Origin of the sequence: Cellulosimicrobium sp. RS (genome assembly GCF_046159675.1) — a bacterium.
GTDB lineage: Bacteria > Actinomycetota > Actinomycetes > Actinomycetales > Cellulomonadaceae > Cellulosimicrobium > Cellulosimicrobium funkei.
This window is the reverse complement of the sequence record NZ_JBJXVU010000003.1, coordinates 87,823-110,387: the sequence shown is the minus strand read 5'-3', so window position 1 is coordinate 110,387 and position 22,565 is coordinate 87,823. Positions and strand designations below refer to the sequence as shown.

General features: G+C 74.7%; 19 protein-coding genes. 10 read left to right on the top strand and 9 right to left on the bottom strand.

Translation table 11 applies throughout. The features are described 5' to 3' along the window. Positions 1-2: 2 nt before the first annotated feature. Positions 3-476 (bottom strand): hypothetical protein, encoded by a 474-nt coding sequence (locus ACI769_RS06120; RefSeq protein ID WP_391514054.1) that lies wholly within the window; start codon positions 474-476, stop codon positions 3-5. 125 nt (positions 477-601) lie between these two features. Further along, on the bottom strand, positions 602-1,276 hold the full coding sequence (locus ACI769_RS06115) for a response regulator transcription factor (RefSeq protein WP_076403455.1): 675 nt from the start codon (positions 1,274-1,276) through the stop codon (positions 602-604). A gap of 343 nt (positions 1,277-1,619) precedes the next feature. Here ACI769_RS06115 and acs point away from each other — a divergent pair, with 343 nt between their 5' ends. Both acs and ACI769_RS06105 read left to right on the top strand, forming a co-directional pair. Further along, on the top strand, positions 1,620-3,650 hold the full coding sequence (gene acs / locus ACI769_RS06110) for an acetate--CoA ligase (protein WP_021482659.1): 2,031 nt from the start codon (positions 1,620-1,622) through the stop codon (positions 3,648-3,650). A gap of 142 nt (positions 3,651-3,792) precedes the next feature. Then, positions 3,793-4,764 (top strand): pentapeptide repeat-containing protein, encoded by a 972-nt coding sequence (locus ACI769_RS06105; protein ID WP_409141335.1) that lies wholly within the window; start codon positions 3,793-3,795, stop codon positions 4,762-4,764. A 102-nt stretch (positions 4,765-4,866) separates the two neighbouring features. Here the strand turns inward: ACI769_RS06105 and ACI769_RS06100 are convergent, their stop codons facing one another. Beyond that, positions 4,867-6,318 (bottom strand): MFS transporter, encoded by a 1,452-nt coding sequence (locus ACI769_RS06100; protein ID WP_409141334.1) that lies wholly within the window; start codon positions 6,316-6,318, stop codon positions 4,867-4,869. A 40-nt stretch (positions 6,319-6,358) separates the two neighbouring features. Further along, complete coding sequence (locus tag ACI769_RS06095; RefSeq protein ID WP_409141333.1) at positions 6,359-7,567, bottom strand: FAD-dependent oxidoreductase; 1,209 nt, start codon at positions 7,565-7,567, stop codon at positions 6,359-6,361. 112 nt (positions 7,568-7,679) lie between these two features. Here ACI769_RS06095 and mshD point away from each other — a divergent pair, with 112 nt between their 5' ends. The 3 genes from mshD to ACI769_RS06080 all read left to right on the top strand — a co-directional run bounded on the left by mshD (position 7,680) and on the right by ACI769_RS06080 (position 12,083). Beyond that, positions 7,680-8,711, top strand: coding sequence for a mycothiol synthase (mshD, locus tag ACI769_RS06090; RefSeq protein ID WP_409141332.1), 1,032 nt, complete (start codon positions 7,680-7,682; stop codon positions 8,709-8,711). 66 nt (positions 8,712-8,777) lie between these two features. Beyond that, positions 8,778-11,042, top strand: coding sequence for an RNA degradosome polyphosphate kinase (locus tag ACI769_RS06085; protein WP_409141331.1), 2,265 nt, complete (start codon positions 8,778-8,780; stop codon positions 11,040-11,042). 3 nt (positions 11,043-11,045) lie between these two features. Then, positions 11,046-12,083 (top strand): NUDIX hydrolase, encoded by a 1,038-nt coding sequence (locus ACI769_RS06080; RefSeq protein WP_409141330.1) that lies wholly within the window; start codon positions 11,046-11,048, stop codon positions 12,081-12,083. Positions 12,084-12,199: 116 nt separating this feature from the next. Here the strand turns inward: ACI769_RS06080 and ACI769_RS06075 are convergent, their stop codons facing one another. The 3 genes from ACI769_RS06075 to ACI769_RS06065 form a co-directional block, all read right to left on the bottom strand. Further along, on the bottom strand, positions 12,200-13,201 hold the full coding sequence (locus tag ACI769_RS06075; protein WP_021482998.1) for an inorganic phosphate transporter: 1,002 nt from the start codon (positions 13,199-13,201) through the stop codon (positions 12,200-12,202). 5 nt (positions 13,202-13,206) lie between these two features. Continuing rightward, a complete protein-coding gene (locus ACI769_RS06070; protein WP_021482999.1) occupies positions 13,207-13,827 on the bottom strand; it encodes a DUF47 domain-containing protein in 621 nt (206 codons plus the stop codon). A 634-nt stretch (positions 13,828-14,461) separates the two neighbouring features. Next, positions 14,462-15,061 carry a hypothetical protein gene (locus ACI769_RS06065; RefSeq protein ID WP_085386555.1) on the bottom strand — a complete coding sequence of 200 codons (600 nt, stop codon included), beginning with the start codon at positions 15,059-15,061 and terminating at the stop codon, positions 14,462-14,464. Between the two features lie 238 nt (positions 15,062-15,299). Here ACI769_RS06065 and ACI769_RS06060 point away from each other — a divergent pair, with 238 nt between their 5' ends. The 5 genes from ACI769_RS06060 (at position 15,300) to ACI769_RS06040 (ending at position 20,445) form a co-directional block, all read left to right on the top strand. Continuing rightward, positions 15,300-16,754, top strand: a complete 1,455-nt coding sequence (locus tag ACI769_RS06060) for a sugar porter family MFS transporter (protein ID WP_409141329.1) — start codon at positions 15,300-15,302, stop codon at positions 16,752-16,754. Between the two features lie 184 nt (positions 16,755-16,938). Then, positions 16,939-17,439, top strand: coding sequence for a MarR family winged helix-turn-helix transcriptional regulator (locus ACI769_RS06055; RefSeq protein ID WP_409141328.1), 501 nt, complete (start codon positions 16,939-16,941; stop codon positions 17,437-17,439). Positions 17,440-17,580: 141 nt separating this feature from the next. Beyond that, on the top strand, positions 17,581-19,296 hold the full coding sequence (locus tag ACI769_RS06050; protein ID WP_396049393.1) for an MDR family MFS transporter: 1,716 nt from the start codon (positions 17,581-17,583) through the stop codon (positions 19,294-19,296). Positions 19,297-19,466: 170 nt separating this feature from the next. Beyond that, positions 19,467-19,964 (top strand): MarR family winged helix-turn-helix transcriptional regulator, encoded by a 498-nt coding sequence (locus ACI769_RS06045; RefSeq protein ID WP_034652516.1) that lies wholly within the window; start codon positions 19,467-19,469, stop codon positions 19,962-19,964. Between the two features lie 19 nt (positions 19,965-19,983). Then, positions 19,984-20,445: a DUF2809 domain-containing protein gene (locus tag ACI769_RS06040; RefSeq protein ID WP_409141327.1), complete on the top strand. Its 462-nt coding sequence runs from the start codon at positions 19,984-19,986 to the stop codon at positions 20,443-20,445. Here ACI769_RS06040 and msrB read toward each other — a convergent pair. Continuing rightward, a complete protein-coding gene (gene msrB / locus ACI769_RS06035; protein WP_409141326.1) occupies positions 20,414-20,842 on the bottom strand; it encodes a peptide-methionine (R)-S-oxide reductase MsrB in 429 nt (142 codons plus the stop codon). The genes ACI769_RS06040 and msrB overlap by 32 nt on opposite strands. A gap of 132 nt (positions 20,843-20,974) precedes the next feature. Beyond that, entirely contained in the window at positions 20,975-22,498 is a 1,524-nt protein-coding gene (locus tag ACI769_RS06030; protein ID WP_396049394.1) for a DEAD/DEAH box helicase, read from the bottom strand. Positions 22,499-22,565 lie beyond the last annotated feature (67 nt).

The following is a 22,565-nucleotide window of genomic DNA, read 5'->3' as shown; positions in this document are numbered from 1 at the left end:
GGTCAGAAGACGACCTGCGTGCCCTGCAGGTCGACCTGCCTGCTCAGCGCGTCCGGCCGCGGGTAGCGGGCGTCCGCCGGGACGGGCCGGTTGTAGCCGTAGACCCAGACGCCCTCGAGCGCCCGCTCCTCCTCGAGTGCGAGGGTGAGCCCCGCCGAGAAGTTGGAGACGTTCTCGGCGCACGCGTGCACGAGCACCGGGCCGACCGGCCCGGGCGCCCGGGCGAGGAGCCGGGCGACCTGCCGCCGGTTCCACCCCCAGTCGTCGGCGCCGTTCCCCTCGTCGCCGATCTCCTCGTCGTTGCCGTGCGCGGACAGGCAGACCGGGCCCCGCGCCGTCGCGAGCGTCGCGACGAGCGCCCGTTCCGCCGCGGCCCGTGAGCCCTTCGGAAGCAGGACGACCTCGCCCCACGCGTCCGCCCCGGAACCGTGCCTCTCGACGGCCTCGCGGATGTCGTCGTCCTGTGTGCAGACCACCAGCATGTCGTGCCCCCTCTCGTGCGTCGGCGGGGCTGCGTCGCCCCGCCGTCGGCCCAGTGCCTTCGTCCGGGTCCGTCGCCAGGATCCGCCGGGCGCCGACCGCCCCACATCGTCAGTTCTGACTATCCGCGGACGGGACGGCCGCCCCGTGCCCGCGCCAGGGCTGCGGAGGCCGCGAGCTGCGACGAGACGCCGAGCTTGCCGAGGATCGAGCGGACGTGGGCGCGCACGGTCGCGACCGACAGCACGAGGGCAGCCGCGATCTCGGCCACCGACCGTCCGCCCGCGAGGTGCTCCAGCACCTCGGTCTCCCGTCCCGTGAGCGACGCCACCGCCCGGCGGTCGCGCACGACCCCCACGAGCTGGTCCACCAGCAGCGCGTCGCCCGCGCGCACGTCCCCCGCGAGCATGCGGGCGACAGTCCGCACCTGGTCGCCGAACGGCCGCTCCGCGGCGACGACCAGCGCGCCGGCGCGCGCGGCGACGAGCAGCCGGTCCGCGGCGACCGCGCCGCCCACGACCACGACCGGGCCCGGGCGCCGCAGGACCGCGAGCAGCGGCGGGCCGGGGAGGGACCCGGCGTCGTCGGCCACGAGCACGAGCCCGCGGCGGCCGCCGGACCCCGGCCGGAGGGCGTCCTCGGGGACCGTGCGCGCCCCGCAGCGGCCGACGGCGCGCAGCCCGGCGGCCACGGCGACGGCGAGCACGCGGTCCCGGGACGCGACGTCGACACCGTCGTCCCGGCGTGCGGGCGCGGCAGGGCGCGACCGCGCGCCCCGCACCGCCGCGTACGCCAACCCGCCCCCTGTGCCTCGCCGTGAGGCCGCACGCTCCGCGAGGAACGTGAGCCCATGGTGGGTCACCACCCCGTGCGCGGCAACAGCGCGCCGGGGTGCCCGGCGGGTCGCCCGACGGCGCGCTCCCCCGCCGTCCGGGGCGCTCGCCCGCTCCTTTGCGAGCACTCTCGCCGAATCCCGGACGGATGTGACCGCGCTCACCGCAGGAGGTCTACACTCGCCAGGTCGGGGCCCCGGTCGTGCGGCCGTCCGCCCCGTCGTACCGTCGTACCGTCACGCCGCCCCCGGGCGGCCGCCGCGGTCGGCGGGACCGCACCAGAGTCGATGCGCACCGGAGGTCAGCGTGCCAGAGAACGAGCCCGAGGCCGCAGCAGCGGCCACCACGTCCAGCCTGGAGAACCTCCTCCACGAGACCCGGAGCTTCCCCCCGAGCCCCGAGTTCGCCGCGCAGGCGAACGCGCAGCCCGAGCTGTACGAGGAGGCGCGGGCCGACCGGCTCGCGTTCTGGGCGCGGCAGGCGAACGACCTCGTCACGTGGCAGACCCCGTTCACCGAGACCCTCGACTGGTCGCAGGCGCCCGTCGCGCGCTGGTTCGCCGACGGCACGCTCAACGCCGCGTACAACGCGGTGGACCGCCACGTCGAGGCGGGTCTGGGCGACCGGGTCGCGATTCACTTCGAGGGCGAGCCGGGCGACACGCGCACCGTCACGTACGCCGAGCTGCAGCGCGACGTCTCGCGCGCGGCCAACGCGCTCGCGGCCCTCGGCGTCGAGACCGGCGACCGCGTCGTCATCTACCTGCCGATGGTCGTCGAGGCCGTCGTGGCGATGCTCGCGTGCGCGCGCATCGGCGCCCCGCACTCGGTCGTGTTCGGCGGGTTCTCCGCCGACGCGCTGCGCAGCCGCATCGCCGACGCCGAGGCGAAGCTCGTCATCACGGCCGACGGCGGCTACCGCCGCGGCGCGGCCTCCGCGCTCAAGCCCGCGGTCGACGAGGCGCTCGCGCCGAAGGAGGGCGCCGAGCCGACGACGGTCGAGCACGTCCTCGTCGTGCGCCGCACCGGCCAGGACACCGCGTGGACCGAGGGCCGCGACGTGTGGTGGCACGACGCGCTCGAGGCCGCCGACACGACGCACACGCCGGTGTGGGTCGAGGCGGAGCACCCGCTGTTCATCCTCTACACGTCGGGCACCACGGGGAAGCCCAAGGGCATCCTCCACACCACGGGCGGCTACCTCACGCAGGCCGCGTACACGCACCGCAACGTGTTCGACCTCAAGGCCGACACCGACGTCTACTGGTGCACCGCCGACATCGGCTGGGTCACGGGCCACTCGTACGTCGTCTACGGCCCGCTCCTCAACGGCGCGACGCAGGTGATCTACGAGGGCACCCCGGACTCCCCGCACCAGGGCCGCTGGTGGGAGATCGTCGAGAAGTACCGGGTCTCGATCCTCTACACCGCGCCGACGGCGATCCGCGCGTGCATGAAGTGGGGCGAGGAGATCCCCGCGAAGTTCGACCTGTCGTCGCTGCGCGTGCTCGGGTCGGTGGGCGAGCCCATCAACCCCGAGGCCTGGATGTGGTACCGCCGCGTCATCGGCGGCGACCGCACGCCCATCGTCGACACGTGGTGGCAGACGGAGACGGGCGCGATCATGATCTCGCCGCTGCCGGGCGTCACGGCGGCCAAGCCGGGCTCCGCCCAGGTGCCCCTGCCGGGCATCGTGGCGGACGTCGTCGACGACGAGGCGCGCTCCGTACCGAACGGCGGCGGTGGGTACCTCGTGCTGTCCGAGCCGTGGCCGTCGATGCTCCGCGGCATCTGGGGCGACCTCGAGCGCTTCAAGGACACGTACTGGTCGCGCTTCCCGGGCATCTACTTCGCGGGCGACGGCGCCAAGAAGGACGAGGACGGCGACATCTGGCTGCTCGGCCGGGTCGACGACGTCATGAACGTCTCGGGGCACCGCCTGTCCACCACGGAGATCGAGTCGGCGCTGGTCTCCCACGAGATCGTCGCGGAGGCCGCGGTCGTCGGCGCGAGCGACGACCTCACGGGCCAGGCCGTCGTCGCGTTCGTCATCCTGCGCGGCGAGCACGCCGGCCGAGCGTCCGACGCCGACGGCGCGGCGGCCGTGCAGACCGAGCTGCGCAACCACGTCGCGAAGGAGATCGGCCCGATCGCCAAGCCGAAGCGCATCCTCGTCGTGCCCGAGCTCCCGAAGACGCGGTCCGGCAAGATCATGCGCCGCCTCCTGCGCGACGTCGCGGAGAACCGGACGGTGGGCGACGCCACGACCCTCGCGGACTCGTCGGTGATGGAGCTCATCTCGGCGGGCCTGCAGAAGCCGTCGTCCTCGGACGACTGACGCGCCGCTCGTCGACCACGGGGTCGGTGCCGTCGTCCACGCGACGACGGCACCGGCCCCGTTCTCGTGCGCCGACCGCCTGGCCGGTGCGCACGGCGATATGCCCGTGCCCGGCGTCCCCGCGACGGCGTAGCGTCGAGGCGTGCCCCGCGTCCCCGCGGCCGACGGCCGCGCCCTCCTCGTCGAGCAGCTCGACCTGCGCAGCGACTGCTCCCGCTGCACGGGCCTGTGCTGCGTGGGCCTGCACCTCGTGCGGTCCGCCGACTTCGCGATCGACAAGCCTGCCGGCACGCCCTGCCCGAACCTGCGCACCGACTTCGGCTGCGGCATCCACGCCCGGCTGCCCGAGTCCGGTTTTCCCGGCTGCGTCGCCTACGACTGCCTGGGCGCGGGCCAGCGCGTGACGGCCGCCGTCCGGGCGGCGCACGACGGCGCGACCTGGCGCGACGACCCCGCCGCCGCGCGCGACGCGTTCGCCGCCCTGCCCGTGGTCACGCAGCTCCAGGAGCTGCTCTGGTACCTCGCGGAGGTGCTCGCGCTCCCCGCGTCCGCCGCCGTGCACGACGACGCCCGGCAGGCGCTCGACCGCACCGCACCGCTCGCCGACCTCGCCGCGGCGGACCTGCTCGCGCTCGACGTCGGCGCCGTCCGTCGTTCCGTCGGCCCGCTGGTCGACCGCGCGAGCGCGCTCGTGCGCGACGCGGCCCGCGGCGCGGCGCGCGACAGCTCGCAGGCGCGCGACCGCCGGCACCGGGACGGCCGCCGCGACGCCGCGTCGCCGCACGGCACCGCCCGCGCAGCGGCCCCGCCCGACGCCCCGCCGGCACTCCGGGCTCCGGGCACGGGGGTGCGTCGTCGGCTGCGCCCGGGGGCGGACCTCGTCGGCGCGGACCTCCGCGGGCGGGACCTGACGGCGTCGGACCTGCGGGGCGCGCTGCTCCTCGGTGCCGACCTGCGCGGGGCGCGGCTCGACGCCGTCGACCTGCTCGGCGCCGACCTGCGGGGCGCGGACGCGCGCGGCGCCGACCTCTCCCGGGCGCTGTTCCTCACCCCGGCGCAGGTCGGCGCCGTCCGCCGGGACGAGCGCACGGCGCTCCCGGCCGTGCTCGCCTGACCCTGCCCGCAGCCGCCCACCCCGCGAGATCGGCACCCGCAGACCGGATCGGCGGTCCCGACCGCCGATCCCACCCCCGGGTGCCGATCTCGGCGGCGGTCGTCAGCGGAGCGCGGCCCGCCGCGCGAGCGGAGCCGCCACGACCGCGCACACGACGACGAGCGCCGCCGCTCCCCACGCGAGCGCGCCGTACGACGAGAACCCGATGATCGCGCCCGCGAGGATGCCGCCGACGGCGCCGCCCGTGTTCATCGCGAGGTCCGACAGGCCCTGCACGGCGGTGCGCGACGGCCCGGGCGTCGCGTCGACGAGCAGCGCCGACCCGGCGACGAGCCCGCACGACCACCCGAGCCCCAGCAGCACCAGGCCGACCGTGAGGCGCGCGGAGTCCTCGCCCGGCGCGCCTGCCACGACGACCGCCGCCGCGAGGAGCAGCGCGCCCCCGGCGTACAGCACGCGCGCGTGCCCGAGCCGGTCCGCGAGCCACCCGACGACGGGGCTCAGCGCGTACATGCCCGCGATGTGGGCGCTGATCACGAGCCCCACGACCTGGAGCGTCGCGCCGCCGTGGTTCATGTGGACCGGGGTCATGGACATGAGGCCGACCATGACGAGGTGGCTCAGCACGATCGCGCCGAGCGCGAGGCGCGCCGTGGGGCTGGCCGCGACGACGGCCCAGCCGGCGCGCAGGCCGTCGCGCCACGACGCCGGGCCCGGCGCTCCACCCGCGCCCGGCGCACCCCCGTCGCCACCCGCCGCACCGGAGCCCGCCGCACCCGAACCCGTCGCGCCGGAACCCTCCGCGACAGTCCCCGCCGCACCCGCCCCCGACGGCGCGTGCGACGCGAGCAGCGGGTCCGGGCGCAGCCACACCGCGACGACGGTCGCCGCGAGGGCGAACGCGAGCGTCGCGAGCACGAACGGGGCCGCGCTCGGCGCGGTGCTCCCCGCGGCGCTCCCGTGCTCGGCGTGCGCGTCCCCGAGGCGCAGGGCCGGTCCGGCGACCCGGTCGGCGACGCCCGCGAGCGTCGGCCCGACGACGGACCCGACGGTCGTCGCCCACACCACCACGGACAGGTCGCGGGCCCGGCGCTGCGGGGTCGCGAGGTCCGTCGCGGCGAAGCGGGAGGCGAGACCGGCGGCCGTGCCGGAGCCGAAGAGCAGCATCGCCACGACGAGCAGCGGCCACGAGCCCAGCAGGACGGCCACCGTCGCGAGGAGGGCGCCGGCGGTCGCGAGGCCGAAGCCGAGCAGGAGCGACGGCCGTCGGCCGCGCCGACCCGCGACCTGGGCGAGCGGCAGCGCGACGAGAGCCGCGCCGACGACGCCGGACGTCGACGTGAGCCCCGCGATCGCGTCGGACCCGGACAGCGCCGAGGCCACGAGCGGCGCGACGGCGATGCCGCTCGCGACCCCGACGCCGGACAGCACCTGCGTCGCGACGAGGGTCGTCAGGGTGCGGCGCTGCGTCGGCAGGGCAGGCGCGTCGACCGCGACCGGGGCGGGCTCGCGGCCGGCGGACGGGTCGGGGGCCGGGGAGGACTCGGTGCTCACGGGTGCACGCTAGGGCTCGACGGCGGGCGCTGACGAGCCCTCACACCGCCACCGGTCGCCGAGATCCTGCCGCGGGGCCGCGCTCGGGCCGTCGGCCGAGCGCCCGCAGCACGCCGCGCGCCGCCCCGCGCCCCGCCCGGTTGGCCCCGATCGTGGAGGCGCTGGGCCCGTAGCCGACGAGCTGGACGCGCGGGTCGCTCGCCGCCGTCGTGCCGTCGAGCACGATCCCGCCGCCGGGCGCACGCAGGCCGAGGGGCGCGAGGTGGTCGAGCGCGGCGCGGAACCCGGTGGCCCAGAGGATGACGTCGGCGGGCTGGTGCAGGAGCCCGTCGTCGTTCGCGCCGGGAGCCCACTCGACGCCGGTCGCCGTGACGCGCGCGAACATCGGCCGACGCCGCAGCACCCCGTTCGCGATCCCCGCGCGGTACCGGGGCGTGAGCGGCAGCCCCGTGACCGAGACGACGCTCCCGGGCGGCAGGCCCGCGGCCGTCCGCTCGGCGACGCGCGCGACGGCGGCCCGGCCCAGCTCCGGCGAGAACTCCTCCTCGACCCACACGGGCGCGCGGCGCGTCACCCACGTCGTGCCCGACGCGTGCGGCGCGATCTGGAGCAGGAGCTGTGTCGCGGACGCCCCGCCGCCGACGACCACGACGTGCTGCCCCGCGAAGTCCTCGGCGGCGCGGAAGTCGTGCGTGTGGAGCTGGCGACCGCGGAACGTCTCCATCCCGGGGTAGCGCGGCCAGAACGGGCGGGTCCACGTGCCGGTCGCGTTGACGAGCGTGCGCGTGCGGACGACGACGTCGCGCGCGTCCGGCCCGGCGCCGACCGTCGCGCGGACCCGCAGGAGCGTGGGGTCGCCGGGGTCGTCGCGCACGTCGTGCACCGTGACGGGCCGCACCACGCGCAGGTCGTTCTCGCGCTCGTACGCCGCGTAGTAGCGCGGGACGGCGACGTTCGCGCGCTCGTCCGGGTCGCCGGCCGGGAGCGGGACGCCCGGGAGGTCGTGCACGGCGTGCGTCTCGGCCATCGTCAGCGCGTCCCAGCGGTCCTGCCACGCGCCGCCCGGGCCGCGACCGCCGTCGAGCACGACCGGGTCGAGCCCGGCGCGCCGCAGGTGGTACGCCGCCGACAGCCCGGCCTGGCCCGCACCGACGACCACGACGTCGTGCACGACTCCGCCCGGACCGAGCGGGTCCGTGCCCGCCGTGCCCGGTGCCGCCGTCTCTCGCCCGTGGGTCCGCTCGCTCACGTCCGGGACAACGGCCCGCCCTCGCGGAACCTTCCCGCCACCACGACGGCGCTCCGCGGGCGCGGGCGGCGCGCGTTCGGTCGTGCGCGGACGCCGGGGGCAAGATGGACCGGTGGAGACCGCGATCCTCTGGCACACCGGGCCGCTCATCGACGACGTCGAGATCGCGCAGGTTTACGACCTCGCCGCGGCGGCGGAGCGGGAGGACGGCGTCGCGCCCCTCTCCGAGCAGCCGCTGCTCAACCTGCGCGAGGCGACCGACGACGTCGTGCACCTCCTCACGTGGCGTGGGGGCGAGCTCGCCGGCTACGCGCAGGTGGACAAGCGCGGGGACGCGCCGAGCGCCGAGCTCGTCGTGCGCCCGGCGCACCGTCGCCACGGCCTCGGCTTCCACCTCCTCGGGAGCGCCGCGGACCGCGCCGTCGAGCCGCGCCCGTCCGAGCGCGCCGCGGACGCGGGCACCCCGGACGAGGGCCCGACGGACGGCGCCCCCGCACCGGCCCCCTCCCCCGGCAGGGACGTCGCGCCGCTGCGCGTGTGGGCCCACGGCGACCTGCCCGCGGCGCAGGGCCTCGCCGCGCGGGCGGGGTACGGCGTCGTGCGGGAGCTGCTCGTGCTCGAGCGCCCGCTGGGCGGCCCGGCGGAGCACCCGCGCCCCGCCGTCCCGGCGGGTCTGCGGCTGCGCGCGTTCGTGCCCGGGGACGACGACGCGGCCTGGGTCCGGGCGAACGCGCTCGCGTTCGCGCACCACCCGGAGCAGGGGCGGCTCACGGCCGACGACCTGCGTGCGCGGATGCGCGAGGACTGGTTCGACGCCGCGGGCCTCCTGCTCCTCGAGCGCGACCCGGCGCCCGGCGACGGCGCGCCCGAGCTCGTCGGGTTCGTGTGGACCAAGATCCCGACGGGCCAGCCGGACGCCGCGCGCGAGGGCGAGATCTACGTCGTCGGTGTGGTCCCGTCCGCCCAGGGCGAGGGGCTCGGGCGGCTGCTGACCGCCGTCGGGCTCGCGCACCTCGCGGAGCGCGGGGCACGCACGGCCGTGCTCTACGTGGACGGCGACAACGTCCCCGCGGTGCGGACGTACGAGCGGGCGGGGTTCGTGCGGCGCGCCGTGCACGTGCAGTACGCCCGGCCCGCCCGCTGACCCCCGCACCGGCCGAACGGTGACCCGCGTCACGCACCGTTCATCAACTGGTGCCACCATGAACCCATGACCGACACGTCCACGCAGCGCACCCTCGACCCGGACCTCGCCGCGCACATCGCGGAGCACATCGCCGAGGAGCCGGAGATCGAACCGGTCGGTGCGGAGCTCGACCTCGGTCCGCTGCCCGACGACCGGTTCGCCGACCGCGAGCTGAGCTGGCTCGCGTTCAACCAGCGCGTGCTCGAGCTCGCGGAGGACCCGAGCCAGCCGCTCCTGGAGCGCGTGCGGTTCCTTGCGATCTTCGCGTCGAACCTGGACGAGTTCTTCATGGTCCGGGTCGCCGGCCTCAAGCGCCGCATGGCGACGGGCATCGCGGTCACGGCCGCCTCGGGGCTGTCGCCGCGTCAGGTGCTCGACGCGATCAGCGAGCGCGCGCACGAGCTCATGGCGCGGCACGCGCGGGTCTTCGCCGACGAGGTCCAGCCGGCGCTCGCCGCCGAGGGCATCACGCTCGTCCACTGGGACGAGCTGGAGACGCGCGAGCAGGAGCGCCTGCACAAGTTCTTCCGCAAGCAGATCTTCCCCGTGCTCACGCCGCTCGCCGTCGACCCGGCGCACCCGTTCCCGTACATCTCGGGGCTCTCGCTCAACCTCGCGGTCGTGGTCGCGAACCCGACGACGGGCAAGGAGCACTTCGCGCGCGTCAAGGTGCCGCCGCTGCTGCCGCGGTTCATCGCCGTGGACGCGCGTGGCCGCCCGAGCGCGCCGACGTCGCAGACGGCGTCGCCCGACCGCGGGCCGACGTCGTTCGTGCCGATCGAGGAGGTCATCGCCCAGCACCTCGACCACCTCTTCCCCGGCATGGAGGTGCGCGAGCACCACCTGTTCCGCGTCACGCGCAACGAGGACGTCGAGGTCGAGGAGGACGACGCGGAGAACCTGCTCCAGGCGATGGAGAAGGAGCTGCTGCGCCGCCGGTTCGGTCCGCCCGTGCGCCTCGAGCTCACGCCGGGCATCAGCCCGCGCATCCGCGCGCTGCTGGTGCGCGAGCTCGGCGTCGTCGAGGAGGAGGTGTACGAGATCCCGCTGCCGCTCGACCTCACGGGCCTCAACCTCATCGCCGACCTCGACCGTGCCGACCTGCACTTCCCGCCGTTCGTCCCGACGACGCACCGCCTCCTCGCCGAGGTGGAGAGCTCGTCCCCGACGGACGTGTTCGCCGCGATCCGCGAACGCGACGTCCTGCTGCACCACCCGTACGACTCGTTCTCGACGTCGGTGCAGACGTTCCTCGAGCAGGCGGCGGCCGACCCGGCGGTGCTCGCGATCAAGCAGACGCTGTACCGGACGTCGGGCGACTCGCCGATCGTCGACGCGCTCATCGACGCGGCCGAGGCGGGCAAGCAGGTGCTCGCGCTCGTCGAGATCAAGGCCCGGTTCGACGAGCAGGCCAACATCTCGTGGGCGCGCAAGCTCGAGCAGGCGGGCGTGCACGTCGTGTACGGGATCGTCGGGCTCAAGACGCACTGCAAGCTCTCGCTCGTCGTGCGCCAGGAGTCGGACGGCCTGCGCCGCTACTGCCACGTCGGCACCGGGAACTACCACCCGAAGACGGCCCGCCTCTACACCGACCACGGCCTGCTCACGTGCGACCCCGACGTCGGGCAGGACCTCACGCGCCTGTTCAACCAGCTCTCCGGGTACGCGCCGCAGTCGCGGTTCCACCGCCTGCTCGTCGCACCCCGCACCGTACGCTCCGGCCTCGTCGAGCGGATCGACCGCGAGGCGGTCGCCGCGCGCGAGGGCCACGAGGCGTGGGTCAAGATCAAGGTCAACTCCGTCGTCGACGAGACGACGCTGGACGCGCTCTACCGCGCGTCGCAGGCGGGCGTGAAGGTCGACCTCGTGGTGCGCGGCATCTGCGCCGTCCGCCCGGGCGTGCCCGGGCTGAGCGAGAACATCCGCGTGCGCTCGATCCTCGGGCGCTTCCTCGAGCACTCGCGCATCTACGCGTTCGCCAACTCCGCCGGCCCCGCCATCGGTGAGGGGCCGGAGAGCGGCCCGGAGATGTTCATCGGGTCGGCCGACCTCATGCACCGCAACCTCGACCGCCGCGTCGAGGCGCTCGTGCGCATCACCGACCCCGACCAGGTGATGGAGCTGCTCGACCTGCTCGACGCGTCGATGTCCGAGCGCACCGCGTCGTGGCACCTCGACGCCGACGGCACGTGGCACCGCCCCGACACCGCGCCCGACGGCTCGCCGCTCGTCGACCTCCAGGCCAGCCTCGTCCAGCGACAGCGCCGCCGGCTCGTCGGGAGGCGGTAGCGGATGGGAGTGCCGTCCTCCGCGCTCCGCGGCGGCGTGCCGCTCGTGGACACGCTCGGCCCGACGCACGTGTCGCACGCGCCCGTCATCGAGTCGGCCGGTGCCCTCGTGTGGCGCGTGCGCGACGACGAGCTGCAGGTGCGCCTCGTCCACCGGCCGCGCTACGACGACTGGTCGTGGCCCAAGGGCAAGCTCGACCCGGGCGAGACGTTCCAGGCGGCCGCGGCGCGCGAGGTCGCCGAGGAGACGGGCAAGCCGGTCGTGCTGGGCGTCCCGCTCCCGGGGCTGCAGTACCTCACGCCCGAGGGCCGTGTGAAGCGCGTGCACTACTGGGCCGCCCGCAGGGCGTCGAGCCGGTCCGACGCCGGCGCGCTCGCCGCGCGCGCCCCCGTCCCGCCGGTGTCGCCCCAGGAGATCGACCGCGCCGCGTGGCTCTCCGCGGACGACGCCGCGCGGCGCCTCACGCGGCAGGCCGACCGGGCGCCGCTCGAGGCGCTCGTGCGCGAGCGCGACGAGGGCCGCCTCGCGACGCACGTCGTCGTCATCGCGCGCCACGGCAAGGCCGTGGCGCGGTCGGCGTGGCACGGCGACGAGCAGGACCGTCCGCTCACGCCCGCTGGCCACGCCCAGGGGGTCGCGCTCGTGCCGGTACTCGCGGCCTACGGCGTCGAGACGATCGTCACGAGCCGCTGGGACCGCTGCGCCCAGACGATCGCGCCGTACGCGACCGCCTCGGGGCTCGCCACGGTCAGCATCGACCACCTCACCGAGGCGCAGCACGAGCGGTCCCCCGCGCGCGTCGCGCGGACGGTCCGGGAGCTGCTCGAGGCGGAGCGGTCGTCGGTGCTGTGCACGCACCGGCCGGTGCTGCCCACGGTGCTCGACGTCCTCGGCCAGCACTCGCGCCGGCCGGTCGCGAACGCCCTGCCCGCGCACGACCCGTTCCTCGAGCCCGGCGAGATGATCGTGGCCCACGTGGCACGCACGCCCAAGGGCCCGCGTGTCGTCGCGGCGGAGAAGGTCGCCCCGCCGCTGCACTGAGACCGGGCCGACGTCACCGCCCGGGCGACGTCCGGACGCACGACGGCGCCCCGTCGGTGGGCGAGAGCCCTCCGACGGGGCGCCGTCGTCGTGCGGGGACCGGCGTCGCCGGCGGTTCAGAGCAGGATCGGGCTGAGGATCCAGTAGACGACGGCCGCGACGAGCGCGGCGGCAGGGATCGTCAGGACCCACGCGGCGCCGATGTTCTTGGCGACGCCCCAGCGCACCGCGGACAGGCGCTTGGTCGCGCCGACGCCCATGATCGCCGAGGTGATGGTGTGCGTCGTCGAGACGGGCGCGTGGAAGATGAACGCGTTGGCGTAGAGCACGACGGCGGACACCGACTCGGCGACGAAGCCGCGGGCCGGGTCGAGCTCGATGATCTTGCGGCCGAGCGTGCGCATGATGCGCCAGCCGCCCGCGTAGGTGCCGAGCGAGATCGCCGTCGCGGCCGACAGCTTGACCCACAGCGGGATCGTGTTGTCGTCCTGGAACCCGCCCGCCACGAGGGCGAGCACGATGACGCCCATCGTTTTCTGCGCGTCCTGCAGACCGTGGCCCAGCGCCATCGCGGCGGCGGAGGCCGTCTGCGCGATCCGGAACCGGCGGAACGCCCGGGCGGGCGCCGCGTTCCGGAACACCCAGAGCAGCAGGACCATGAGCGCGAACGCGAGGCCGAAGCCGATCAGCGGCGAGAAGATCATGGGGAGCACGACCTTGTCGAGGATCGCGTCCCAGTGCACCGTGATCCCGGACGCGAGGCCGACGCCCGCGAGGCCGCCGATGATCGCGTGCGTCGACGACGACGGCAGGCCCAGCCACCACGTGATGAGGTTCCACGTGATCGCGCCGACCAGCCCGCACAGGACGATGACGAGACCCTGGTGGGGTGGCACGTCGCCGACGGCGACGATGTCCTCCGCGATGGTCTGCGCCACGGCCGTGCCGAGCAGCGCGCCGATGAGGTTGAACACCGCCGCCATGAGGAGCGCCGCGCGCGGTGTGAGGGCCCGGGTCGACACCGAGGTCGCGATGGCGTTCGCGGCGTCGTGGAACCCGTTGGTGTAGTCGAACGCCAGGGCGAAGGCCACGACGACGACGACGAGCACTGCCTCCACGGGGCTCAGGACTCCTTGAGGGCGATGGTCTCGACCGTGTTGGCGACCTTCTCGAAGGCGTCGGCCGCCTGCTCGAGGACCTCCACGATCTCCTTGAGCTTCATGAGGAGGACTGGGTCGGACACGTCGTCGAAGAGCTCGGCGAGCAGCTTGCGGTGGACCTTGTCCGCCTGGTTCTCCAGGCGGTTGACCTCGACCCAGTACTCGGGGAGGTCGTCCATCGAGCGCAGCCGCGGCATCGCCTCGGCCGTCAGCTCCGACGCTCGCTGGAGCACCTGGACCTGCTCGGACACGCGGGCCGGGAGCTCGTCGACCTTGTAGAGGACGATGAGGTCGGCCGCCTCCTCCATGTAGTCCATGCAGTCGTCGAGCGCCGACGCGAGGGCGTAGATGTCGTCCCGGTCGAACGGCGTGACGAACGTCTGGTTGAGGCGTCGCATGATCGAGTGCGTCGCGTCGTCCGCGAGGTGCTCGGTCTCGCTCAGCTGCTTCGCGAGCTGCTTGCGCGTGGGGCGGTCCGCCCCCAGCAGCTCCGCGAGGAGCGTGGACCCTGTGACCAGGTGCTGCGCCGAGGCGGCGAGGAGGTCGAAGAACGAGGTGTCGCGCGGTGTCAGGCGCAGGCGCACGGGGGGCTCCGGAAGGGACGCGGGGTAGGGGTCTGAGCTGGCGTCGGCCGCGAGGGCCGCTCGGCCGCCGGGGGAACCGGACGGTCGGGGTGGTCACGATCTCTGGTCGGATGATCTCTCGGTGAACGCACGTCGAACTCTCGTCAAATGTAGCCGACGCGCGGAGCGATGCTGGAATCGTCGGGTCCAAGGTCCCGGATGCTCAGGACGCCCACAGCCTGCGCCCGGCGTCTTCGCCGGTGCGGCCACCGCGCCCGCGCACCGCACGAGAGGCGGCGCACGGTGGCCGCGAGGGGGAAGTTAGTGACGCCGGACCGGGAGCGCCTCTCGGCGCGTGGCCGCTCGTAGCGGCTGAGTGTGGAGCCCGGGGCTACCGCGGCCCGGCGTCGAGATCCATCGTACGTGCCGCACCCCGGTCGGGGTACCCGTGTTCGCGCTCCGCGAGACCGCCCCCGCCCGCCGTGCAGGCCGACGGCGGATCCCGCACCCTCCGCGCCCGCGAGGTCCCGACGGGCCCGACCAGGAGGTTTCGGTCGGCCGAGCAGGCGGTCTCGGCTCGTGACATGGCACGGACGCGCCAGGTTCGCCTGCTCGGCGACGACCGGGGCCCCCGCCAGCGTGGAGGAGCGCGCGCTCAGTCGAGGCGGTCGGCGCGCCAGAGCTCGGCGGCGCGCTCGAGCTCCTGGGCGGTCCGCAGCAGCGAGCCCGCGCCCCGGGTCGTGCGCAGGGCGCCGTCGGGGTCGGCGACCTCGCGCGCGTCGGCGTCGAACGCGGCGCCGGTGGCGAGGATGCGGCAGAACGATCCCGCGCGCTCGAGCGCGACGGCGAGGTCGCCCGTGAAGACGCCGGACAGCACCGCGTCGGCGAGGTCGCGCACGTCCTGCGGCCCCGGCGGCCGGGGCACGCCCGCGATCGCCTCGTGGACGGGCGCGGCGTCGACCCCGAGCCGGTAGCGGAGGGTGACGGTCTGCGGGTCGCGACGCACCCACTCGCGCAGCACGTAGAGCCGCCACAGCGCCCCCGGCAGGGAGTTGGGCGCGGCGTCGGACCACAGGCCGGCGACGACGTCGAGGCCCTCGGTCTCGACGAGGTGGACGAGCCGCTCGACGACCTCCGGGTCCTCCGTGTCGCGGGCGCGGTGCACGATCGCGTGCGCGGTGGTGTGCGCGACCCGGTCGCGGAGCGCGGGGTCGAGCTCGCCGGGCAGCTCGTCGGCGTCGCGCGGGTCGAGCATGGCAGGGCGGCGGGGTCGCTGCGTGCGGTCGGACCGACCGGGGTCGGGCCGGGCTCCGGGGGTGGGGACGTCGTCTGGCACCCGCCCAGTCTCCACCCGGCGCCGGGACGCCCGCAGCCTCCGGGCGCCGCTCGGGGCCCCACCCCGTTCACCGCGCCACGGTCGGGACCCCGCCCTACAGTGACGACAGAAGGACGACAGGAGCTGCCACCGGCTCCGGGACGGAGCGGAGGGCGAGATGTCGAGCAGCGGCGCAGCAGGTCAGAGGACCGTGAGCGAGCGGAGCGCCCACCGGAAGGCGATCGGTCTCGCCGTCGCCGCCGCGGTCGGCGGCTTCCTCTTCGGGTTCGACAGCTCGGTCATCAACGGCGCCGTCGCGGCGATCGAGGGCCAGTTCGACCTCGACTCCGCGGTGACGGGCCTCGTCGTCGCGATCGCTCTCCTCGGCTGCGCGCTCGGCGCGTGGTCGGGCGGCCGTCTCGCCGACCGGTGGGGCCGCACGCGCGTCATGGTGTTCGGCGCAGTCCTGTTCTTCGTCTCCTCGATCCTCTCGGCGATCGCGTGGTCGGCCTTCGACCTGGCCATCTGGCGGTTCATGGCGGGCGTCGGCATCGGTATCGCCTCGGTCATCGCGCCCGCGTACATCGCGGAGATCGCGCCGGCCCGCCTCCGCGGCCGCATGGGCTCGCTCCAGCAGCTCGCCATCACCATCGGCATCTTCGCGGCGCTGCTCTCCGACCAGCTCCTCGCGGAGACCGCGGGCGGGGCGTCCAACGAGCTGTGGCTCGGGTGGGAGGCGTGGCGCTGGATGTTCCTCGTCTGCGTCGTCCCCGCTGCGGTCTACGGCATCCTCGCCCTGCGCATCCCCGAGTCGCCCCGATACCTGGTGGCGAAGGGCCGGGACGACGAGGCGCGCGCCGTGCTCGAGTCCGTGCTCGGACCGGACGAGGACGTCGACGACCGCATCGCGCAGATCCACCGCTCGATCGCCGTCGACGAGAAGAACGCGCAGGAGGGCACGCTCCGGGGGTCGACGTTCGGCCTCAAGCCGATCGTGTGGGTCGGCATCCTGCTCTCGGTGTTCCAGCAGTTCGTCGGCATCAACGCGATCTTCTACTACTCCACGACGTTGTGGCAGACCGTCGGCTTCGACGAGAGCCAGTCGTTCCTGTTCTCCACGATCACCGCCGTGACCAACGTGGCGGTGACGTTCGTCGCCATCGTCCTGGTCGACAGGGTGGGCCGACGGCCGATCCTCCTCGTCGGCTCCGCGGGCATGACCGTCTCGCTCGCCGTGATGGCGTTCGCGTTCACCCAGTCGAGCGGCAGCGGCGACAACATCTCGCTGCCCGACCCCTGGGGACCCATCGCCCTGGTCGCGGCGAACGCCTTCGTCGTGTTCTTCGGCGCCTCCTGGGGGCCGCTGGTCTGGGTCCTGCTCGGCGAGATGTTCCCGAACCGCATCCGTGCCGCCGCGCTCGGCGTCGCGGCGATGGCTCAGTGGCTCGCCAACTTCACCGTCACGATCGCCTTCAAGCCCGCCCTCGACACGTTCGGCGCCTCCGTCCCGTACACCGCGTTCGCCGTCTTCGCGGCGCTGTCCTTCGTCTTCGTCCTCGCGAAGGTCCCCGAGACGAAGGGCGTCGAGCTGGAGGACATGGGCGAGCAGCCCTCGGGCCGCTCCGCGCACTGACGGCCACCTCTGGGTCGTCACCGAGCCCGGCCCTCCCCTCGCCGCCAGGACGAGGGAAGGGCCCGGGCTCCGTCGTTCCCGCCACCAGCTCTGCCTGCCGGGAATTCCTTGCCCCACACAATGGTTGCTGAAAGCAACTTCGCGGAGTATGCTTGCCTGCAGCAACCAAGGAGTGCCTGTGCCTGTGACCGCCCTTCCCGCGACCGACGTCGCGCACCCCGGACTCACCCCCGACCCGTCCCCCGCGGCGGGACTCGTCCGCGCGCTCGACGACCTGGCGCGCGCCCAGCGGGAGTCCGCCGTCCGGATCGCCCGCGACCTCGACATGCCGCGGGCGTCGTTCGGCCTGCTCCGGATGCTCCAGCACTGCGGCCCCGTCCAGCTCGGGGACGTCGCGGCGAAGCTCCGGGTCGACCTCTCCGTCGCGAGCCGCCAGGTGAGCCACCTGGTCGACGCGGGCCTCGTGCGCCGCACGGTGGACGACGACGACCGGCGGGCCCGGACCGTCGAGCTCACCGAGGCGGGCCGCGCGCTCCTGGTGCGGGCGTACGAGCACATCGACGTCCTCGCCGCGACGACGTTCGCGGACTGGGGCGACGAGGAGATCGTCGAGGCCACGCGCCACATCGAGCGCGTCGCCGCGGCGGTCGTCGCGGTCCACGACTCCCCCCGCACCGCCGGGTGACCGACGGCGCCCGGCGGCCCTGCGCCGTCGGGCCCGCGCCCCGACCACCGGCCGCACCGCGGACCGGCCCACGACCACCTGACACCGCCCCCCGACACGTGCGCCCCGCCCCGGCCTCGTGAGCAAGGAACCCAGCGCCTGATGACCAGCACCCCCGCAGAACGCACCGCACCGCCCGGCAGCGCCGGAGCCCCCGCACCGATGACCCGCCGCGAGGTCATGGAGTCCCTCTCCGGGATCCTCCTCGGCATGTTCGTCGCGATCCTCGCGAGCTCGATCGTCTCGAGCTCCCTCCCGAAGATCGTCAGCGACCTCGACGGCTCGCAGTCGTCGTACACGTGGGTCGTCACCTCGACCCTCCTCGCCATGACGATCTCGACCCCCATCTGGGGCAAGCTCGCCGACCTCACCAACCGCAAGGTCCTCATCCAGATCGCGCTCGTCGTCGCGGTCGTGTCCTCCGCGCTCGCGGGGCTCTCGCAGAACGTCGGCACCCTCATCGCGCTGCGCGCGTTCCAGGGCATCGGCGCCGGTGGCCTCATGGCGCTCGCCACGGTGCTCATCACCGACATCATCTCGCCGCGCGAGCGCGGCAAGTTCATGGGCCTCATGGGCGGCATCATGGCCGTCAGCCAGATCGGCGGGCCGCTCCTCGGCGGCGTCCTCACCGACGCCGTGAGCTGGCGCCTCAACTTCTTCGTCGGCCTGCCGTTCGCCATCGCCGCGATCGTCGTCCTCCAGCGCACGCTGCACCTGCCGAGGGTCGCGCGCCGCGTCGTCCGGATCGACTACTGGGGCGCGATCCTCATCAGCGCCGGCGTGTCCTCGCTCCTGCTGTGGGTGACGTTCGCCGGGCAGAACTTCGAGTGGCTCTCGTGGCAGACCTTCGCGATGGTCGGCGGCGCGGTCGTCGCGCTCGTCGGTGCCGTGCTCGTCGAGCGCGTCACGCCCGAGCCGCTCATCCCGCTGCACCTGTTCAAGAACCGCACGTTCGTCCTCGCGGTCGTCGCGTCCGTCGCGGTCGGCGTCGCGATGTTCGGGACCGCCGTGTTCCTCAGCCAGTACATGCAGGTCGCGCGCGGCAAGACGCCGACCGAGTCCGGCCTCCTCACGATCCCGATGATCGTCGGCACGTTCGTCGCGTCGACCCTGTTCGGCCAGCTCATCACGCGCTACGGCCGCTACAAGGCGTTCATGGTCACCGGTGGTGCGGTCCTCGTCGCGTCGCTCTTCGCGCTGTCGACGATCGACTACCACACGAGCTTCACGCTGATCAGCGTCTACCTGTTCTTCCTCGGCGTGAGCATGGGCATGCTCATGCAGAACCTCGTGCTCGCCGTGCAGAACACGCTCGCCGTGGAGGAGATGGGGGCCGGGACCTCGACCGTCGCGTTCTTCCGCAGCCTCGGCGGCGCGATCGGCGTGTCCGTGCTCGGCGCGGTGCTCGCGAACAAGGTCACGACGTCGATCCAGGACGGCCTCACCCAGCTCGGCGTGCCGGCCGGGTCGATGGGCGGCGGCAACGCCGTGCCCGACGTCTCGACCCTGCCCGCGCCGATCAAGGACCTCGTCGAGAAGTCCTACGGCGACGGGATCGCCGAGATCTTCCTCGTCGCGGTGCCGCTCGCGCTCGTCGCGCTCATCGCCGTGTCGTTCCTCAAGGAGGTGCCGCTCGGCACCAAGACCGGCCTCCAGGAGCGCCTCGAGAAGGAGGCGGCCCTGCTCGGCGCGGACGCCCCCGTCGACGCGACCCCCGGTCGCGTGACCCTCGCGGAGGAGACGGAGTCCACGCTGCTCGGCGCCTATGAGCCCGCGGGCGTGGTCGACGACGAGGCGACCGCGCGCCGGTCGCGCTGACGTCGGCGTCCCCGCCGCACGGGGGCACCGCCGACACACCCCGAGGGGGTGGTCCCGGACTGTCCGGGACCACCCCCTCGGTCGTGCGCGGGGAGCTCCCGTCGCCCCGTGCGGGTGAGGTTCCGGGGAGGAAGGTGACCGGGCCGTGCCCTTCGCGCCATGATGGCCCTGTGCCCCCCGAGACCGCTCCGGCCCGCCCCGCTCCCGACACCGCGCACGTCGACGACGACGCGTACGTCGACCTCGAACGCGAGCTGCGGATCCTGCTGCGCCGCGCCGGCGCGGTCGCCACGGGCATGGCCCGCCGGATCCATCCCGACCTGGAGGCGAGCGCCTACCCGCTGCTCGCCCACATCGCCGACCACCCCGGCGTCCGCGGCTCGGAGCTCGCGGCGCAGTTCGGCGTGGGGCGCGCGACGATCTCCCGCCAGCTCAGCCGCCTGCACGACCTCGGCCTCGTCGCGCGCGAGGTCGACCCCGACGACTCGCGCGGGCAGCTCATCACCCTGACGCCCGACGGCGAGGCGCGGCTCCACGCGGCGCACAGCGGGCGGGTCACGTCGATCACCGAGGCGCTGGAGGGCTGGGACCAGCGCGACGTCGCGACGCTCGCGACGCTCCTGCACCGGTACTCCGAGGACGTCGTGCGCTGGGCCGCCAACCGGTGACCCTGGCCCCCGGCGCGGCATGACCGTGCCCGACGGCGCCCGCCCGCCCCACGACGCCCCGCGCGGCCGCGGGGTGGCCCGGGTCCGACGGCGGCCCGTCGTCGCGCTCGTCCTCGCGCTCGTCGTGGTGGCGGGACTCGTCGTCGCGACGCGTGTCCCCGACCCGTGGGGCGACGTCGGCGGCGACGTGCTCTACGCCGTCGCGACCTTCGTCCTCGTGGTCCTCGTGGCGCCGCGCGTGCGCCCGCTCGTGGCGGGCGCCGTCGCGCTGGGGTGGTGCTGGGCGGTCGAGGCGCTCCAGGCGACGGGCGTCGCCGCCGCCGTGAACGACGCGGTCCCGCCCGCGGCGTGGCTGCTGGGCAGCACGTTCGCGGTGCGGGACCTGGTCTGCTATCTGGTGGGCGTGGCGCTCGCGTGCGCGGTGGACGCGGGCGCCCGCGCCCGGTCGGCTACCGCTCGTCGGCCTCGAACGTCAGGCTGACCGAGTTCATGCAGAACCGGTCGCCCGTCGGAGTCTGGGGCGCGTCGTCGAACACGTGGCCCAGGTGCGAGCCGCAGCGTGCGCAGCGCACCTCGGTGCGCACCATGCCGTGGCTGCGGTCGGTGAGCAGCTCGACGCGGTCGCCCGCGAGCGGGCTGAAGAAGCTCGGCCACCCGCAGTGCGAGTCGAACTTCGTGTCCGAACGGAACAGCTCGTTCCCGCACGCCCGACACGCGTAGACGCCGACGCGCTTCTCGTCGAGCAGCTCGCCCGTCCACGCGCGCTCGGTCCCAGCCTGCCGCAGCACGGCGTACTCCTGCGGGGACAGCTCGGCGCGCCACTCGTCGTCGGTCTTCACGACCTCGTAGGGCTGGTTTTCGTGGGTCTGGCTGGTCATGGTCCACCTCCGACGGTCCCAACCACGCCGACCGCTCCCGTGTTCCCGCCCCGCCCCACCCCGCTGAGGGCACGAAAGAGCCGCGGCCGAACCGGTTCGACCGCGACTCTCTCCTGCCTCAGCGTGGGGGCGTCAGCGCGGGCTGGAGGTCGAGTAGACGGTGCTCGACCCGCCGGCGGGGCGCTGCGCGCGGCCACGGCCACCGCGACGGCGGCCGCCGCCCTGGCCTGCCGCGCCGTTCCCGGTGCCCGCGGTGCCGCGGCCGTCCCGGGCGCCGCCCTCGGGGCGACCCGCACCCGTCGGGCGCTGCGCCGGGCGCTGACCGCCCTGGCCGCGCTGCGCCGTCGTGCCCTGGCCCGCGGGCTGCGCGGCCGGGCGTGCGCCGCCCTGGCCGCCACGGCCACGGCGCGACGCGCGCGACCCGCCGTTGGACGAGCCCGTGCCACGCTTCGCCTGCGTCTGCGGCGGCGTGATGTCGGACGGGCGCACGTACTCCGCGACCTCGCCGACGAGCCCCTTGATCGTCGCGTCGCCCGGGGCGACCGGCTGCGGCTGGGCCGTGATCTTCGCCTTGCGCGTGAGGTCGCGCACGTCGCCGCGCTGCTCCGGGAGCATGACGGTGACGACGACGCCCTCCGACCCGGCGCGGGCGGTGCGGCCCGAGCGGTGCAGGTACGCCTTGTGCTCCGCCGGCGGGTCGACGTGCACGACGAGCTCCACGTCGTCGACGTGGATGCCGCGCGCCGCGATGTCCGTGGCGACGAGCACCTTGACCGCGCCCGACGAGAACGCCTCGAGGTTGCGCTCGCGCGCGCCCTGGCCGAGGTTGCCGTGCAGGTCGACGGCGGGCACGCCCGCCGCGGTGAGCTGCTTCGCGAGCTTCTTCGCCTGGTGCTTGGTGCGCATGAACAGCACGCGGCGGCCCGTGCCCGAGGCGAGCTCGTGCACGATCTGCTTCTTCGCGTCCGCGTCGCGCACCGCGAGGATGTGGTGCGTCATCTGCGGGGGTGCGGCCGCGGCGTCGTCCACCGAGTGGCGCACCGGGTTGCTGAGGTAGCGCTTGACCAGCTGGTCGACGCCGTTGTCCAGCGTCGCGGAGAACAGCATGCGCTGCCCCTGCTTCGGCGTCTTGTCCATGATGCGCTTCACGCCGGGCAGGAACCCGAGGTCGGCCATGTGGTCGGCCTCGTCGAGCACGGTGATCTCGATGCCGTCGAGCGTGAGCAGGCGCTGGTTGAGGAGGTCCTCCAGGCGGCCCGGGCACGCGATGACGATGTCGGCGCCCTTGTCGAGCGCGGCGACCTGGCGCGACTGCGCGACGCCGCCGAAGATCGTCGTCGTCACGAGCCCGAGCGCCTTGGCGACCGGCTCCATCGTGGCGTTGATCTGGTTGGCGAGCTCGCGCGTCGGGCACAGCACGAGCGCACGGGGCCGGCGCGGGTGGCGCGACGACTTCGCCCACGACAGGCGGGCGACGGTCGGCAGCGAGAACGCGAGCGTCTTGCCGGAGCCGGTGCGGCCGCGGCCGAGGACGTCACGGCCCTTCAGCGAGTCGGGCAGCGTGGCGGTCTGGATGGGGAACGGGGAGTCGATGCCCTGGCGCGAGAGCTCGCGCACGACAGGGGTGGGCAGGCCGAAGTCGGCAAAGGAAGTCACAGGTGATGGGCCTCTCGGGGCTCAAGGTCGGGGTCCGCCGCACGCAATCCGGGGGGATCTCCACGAC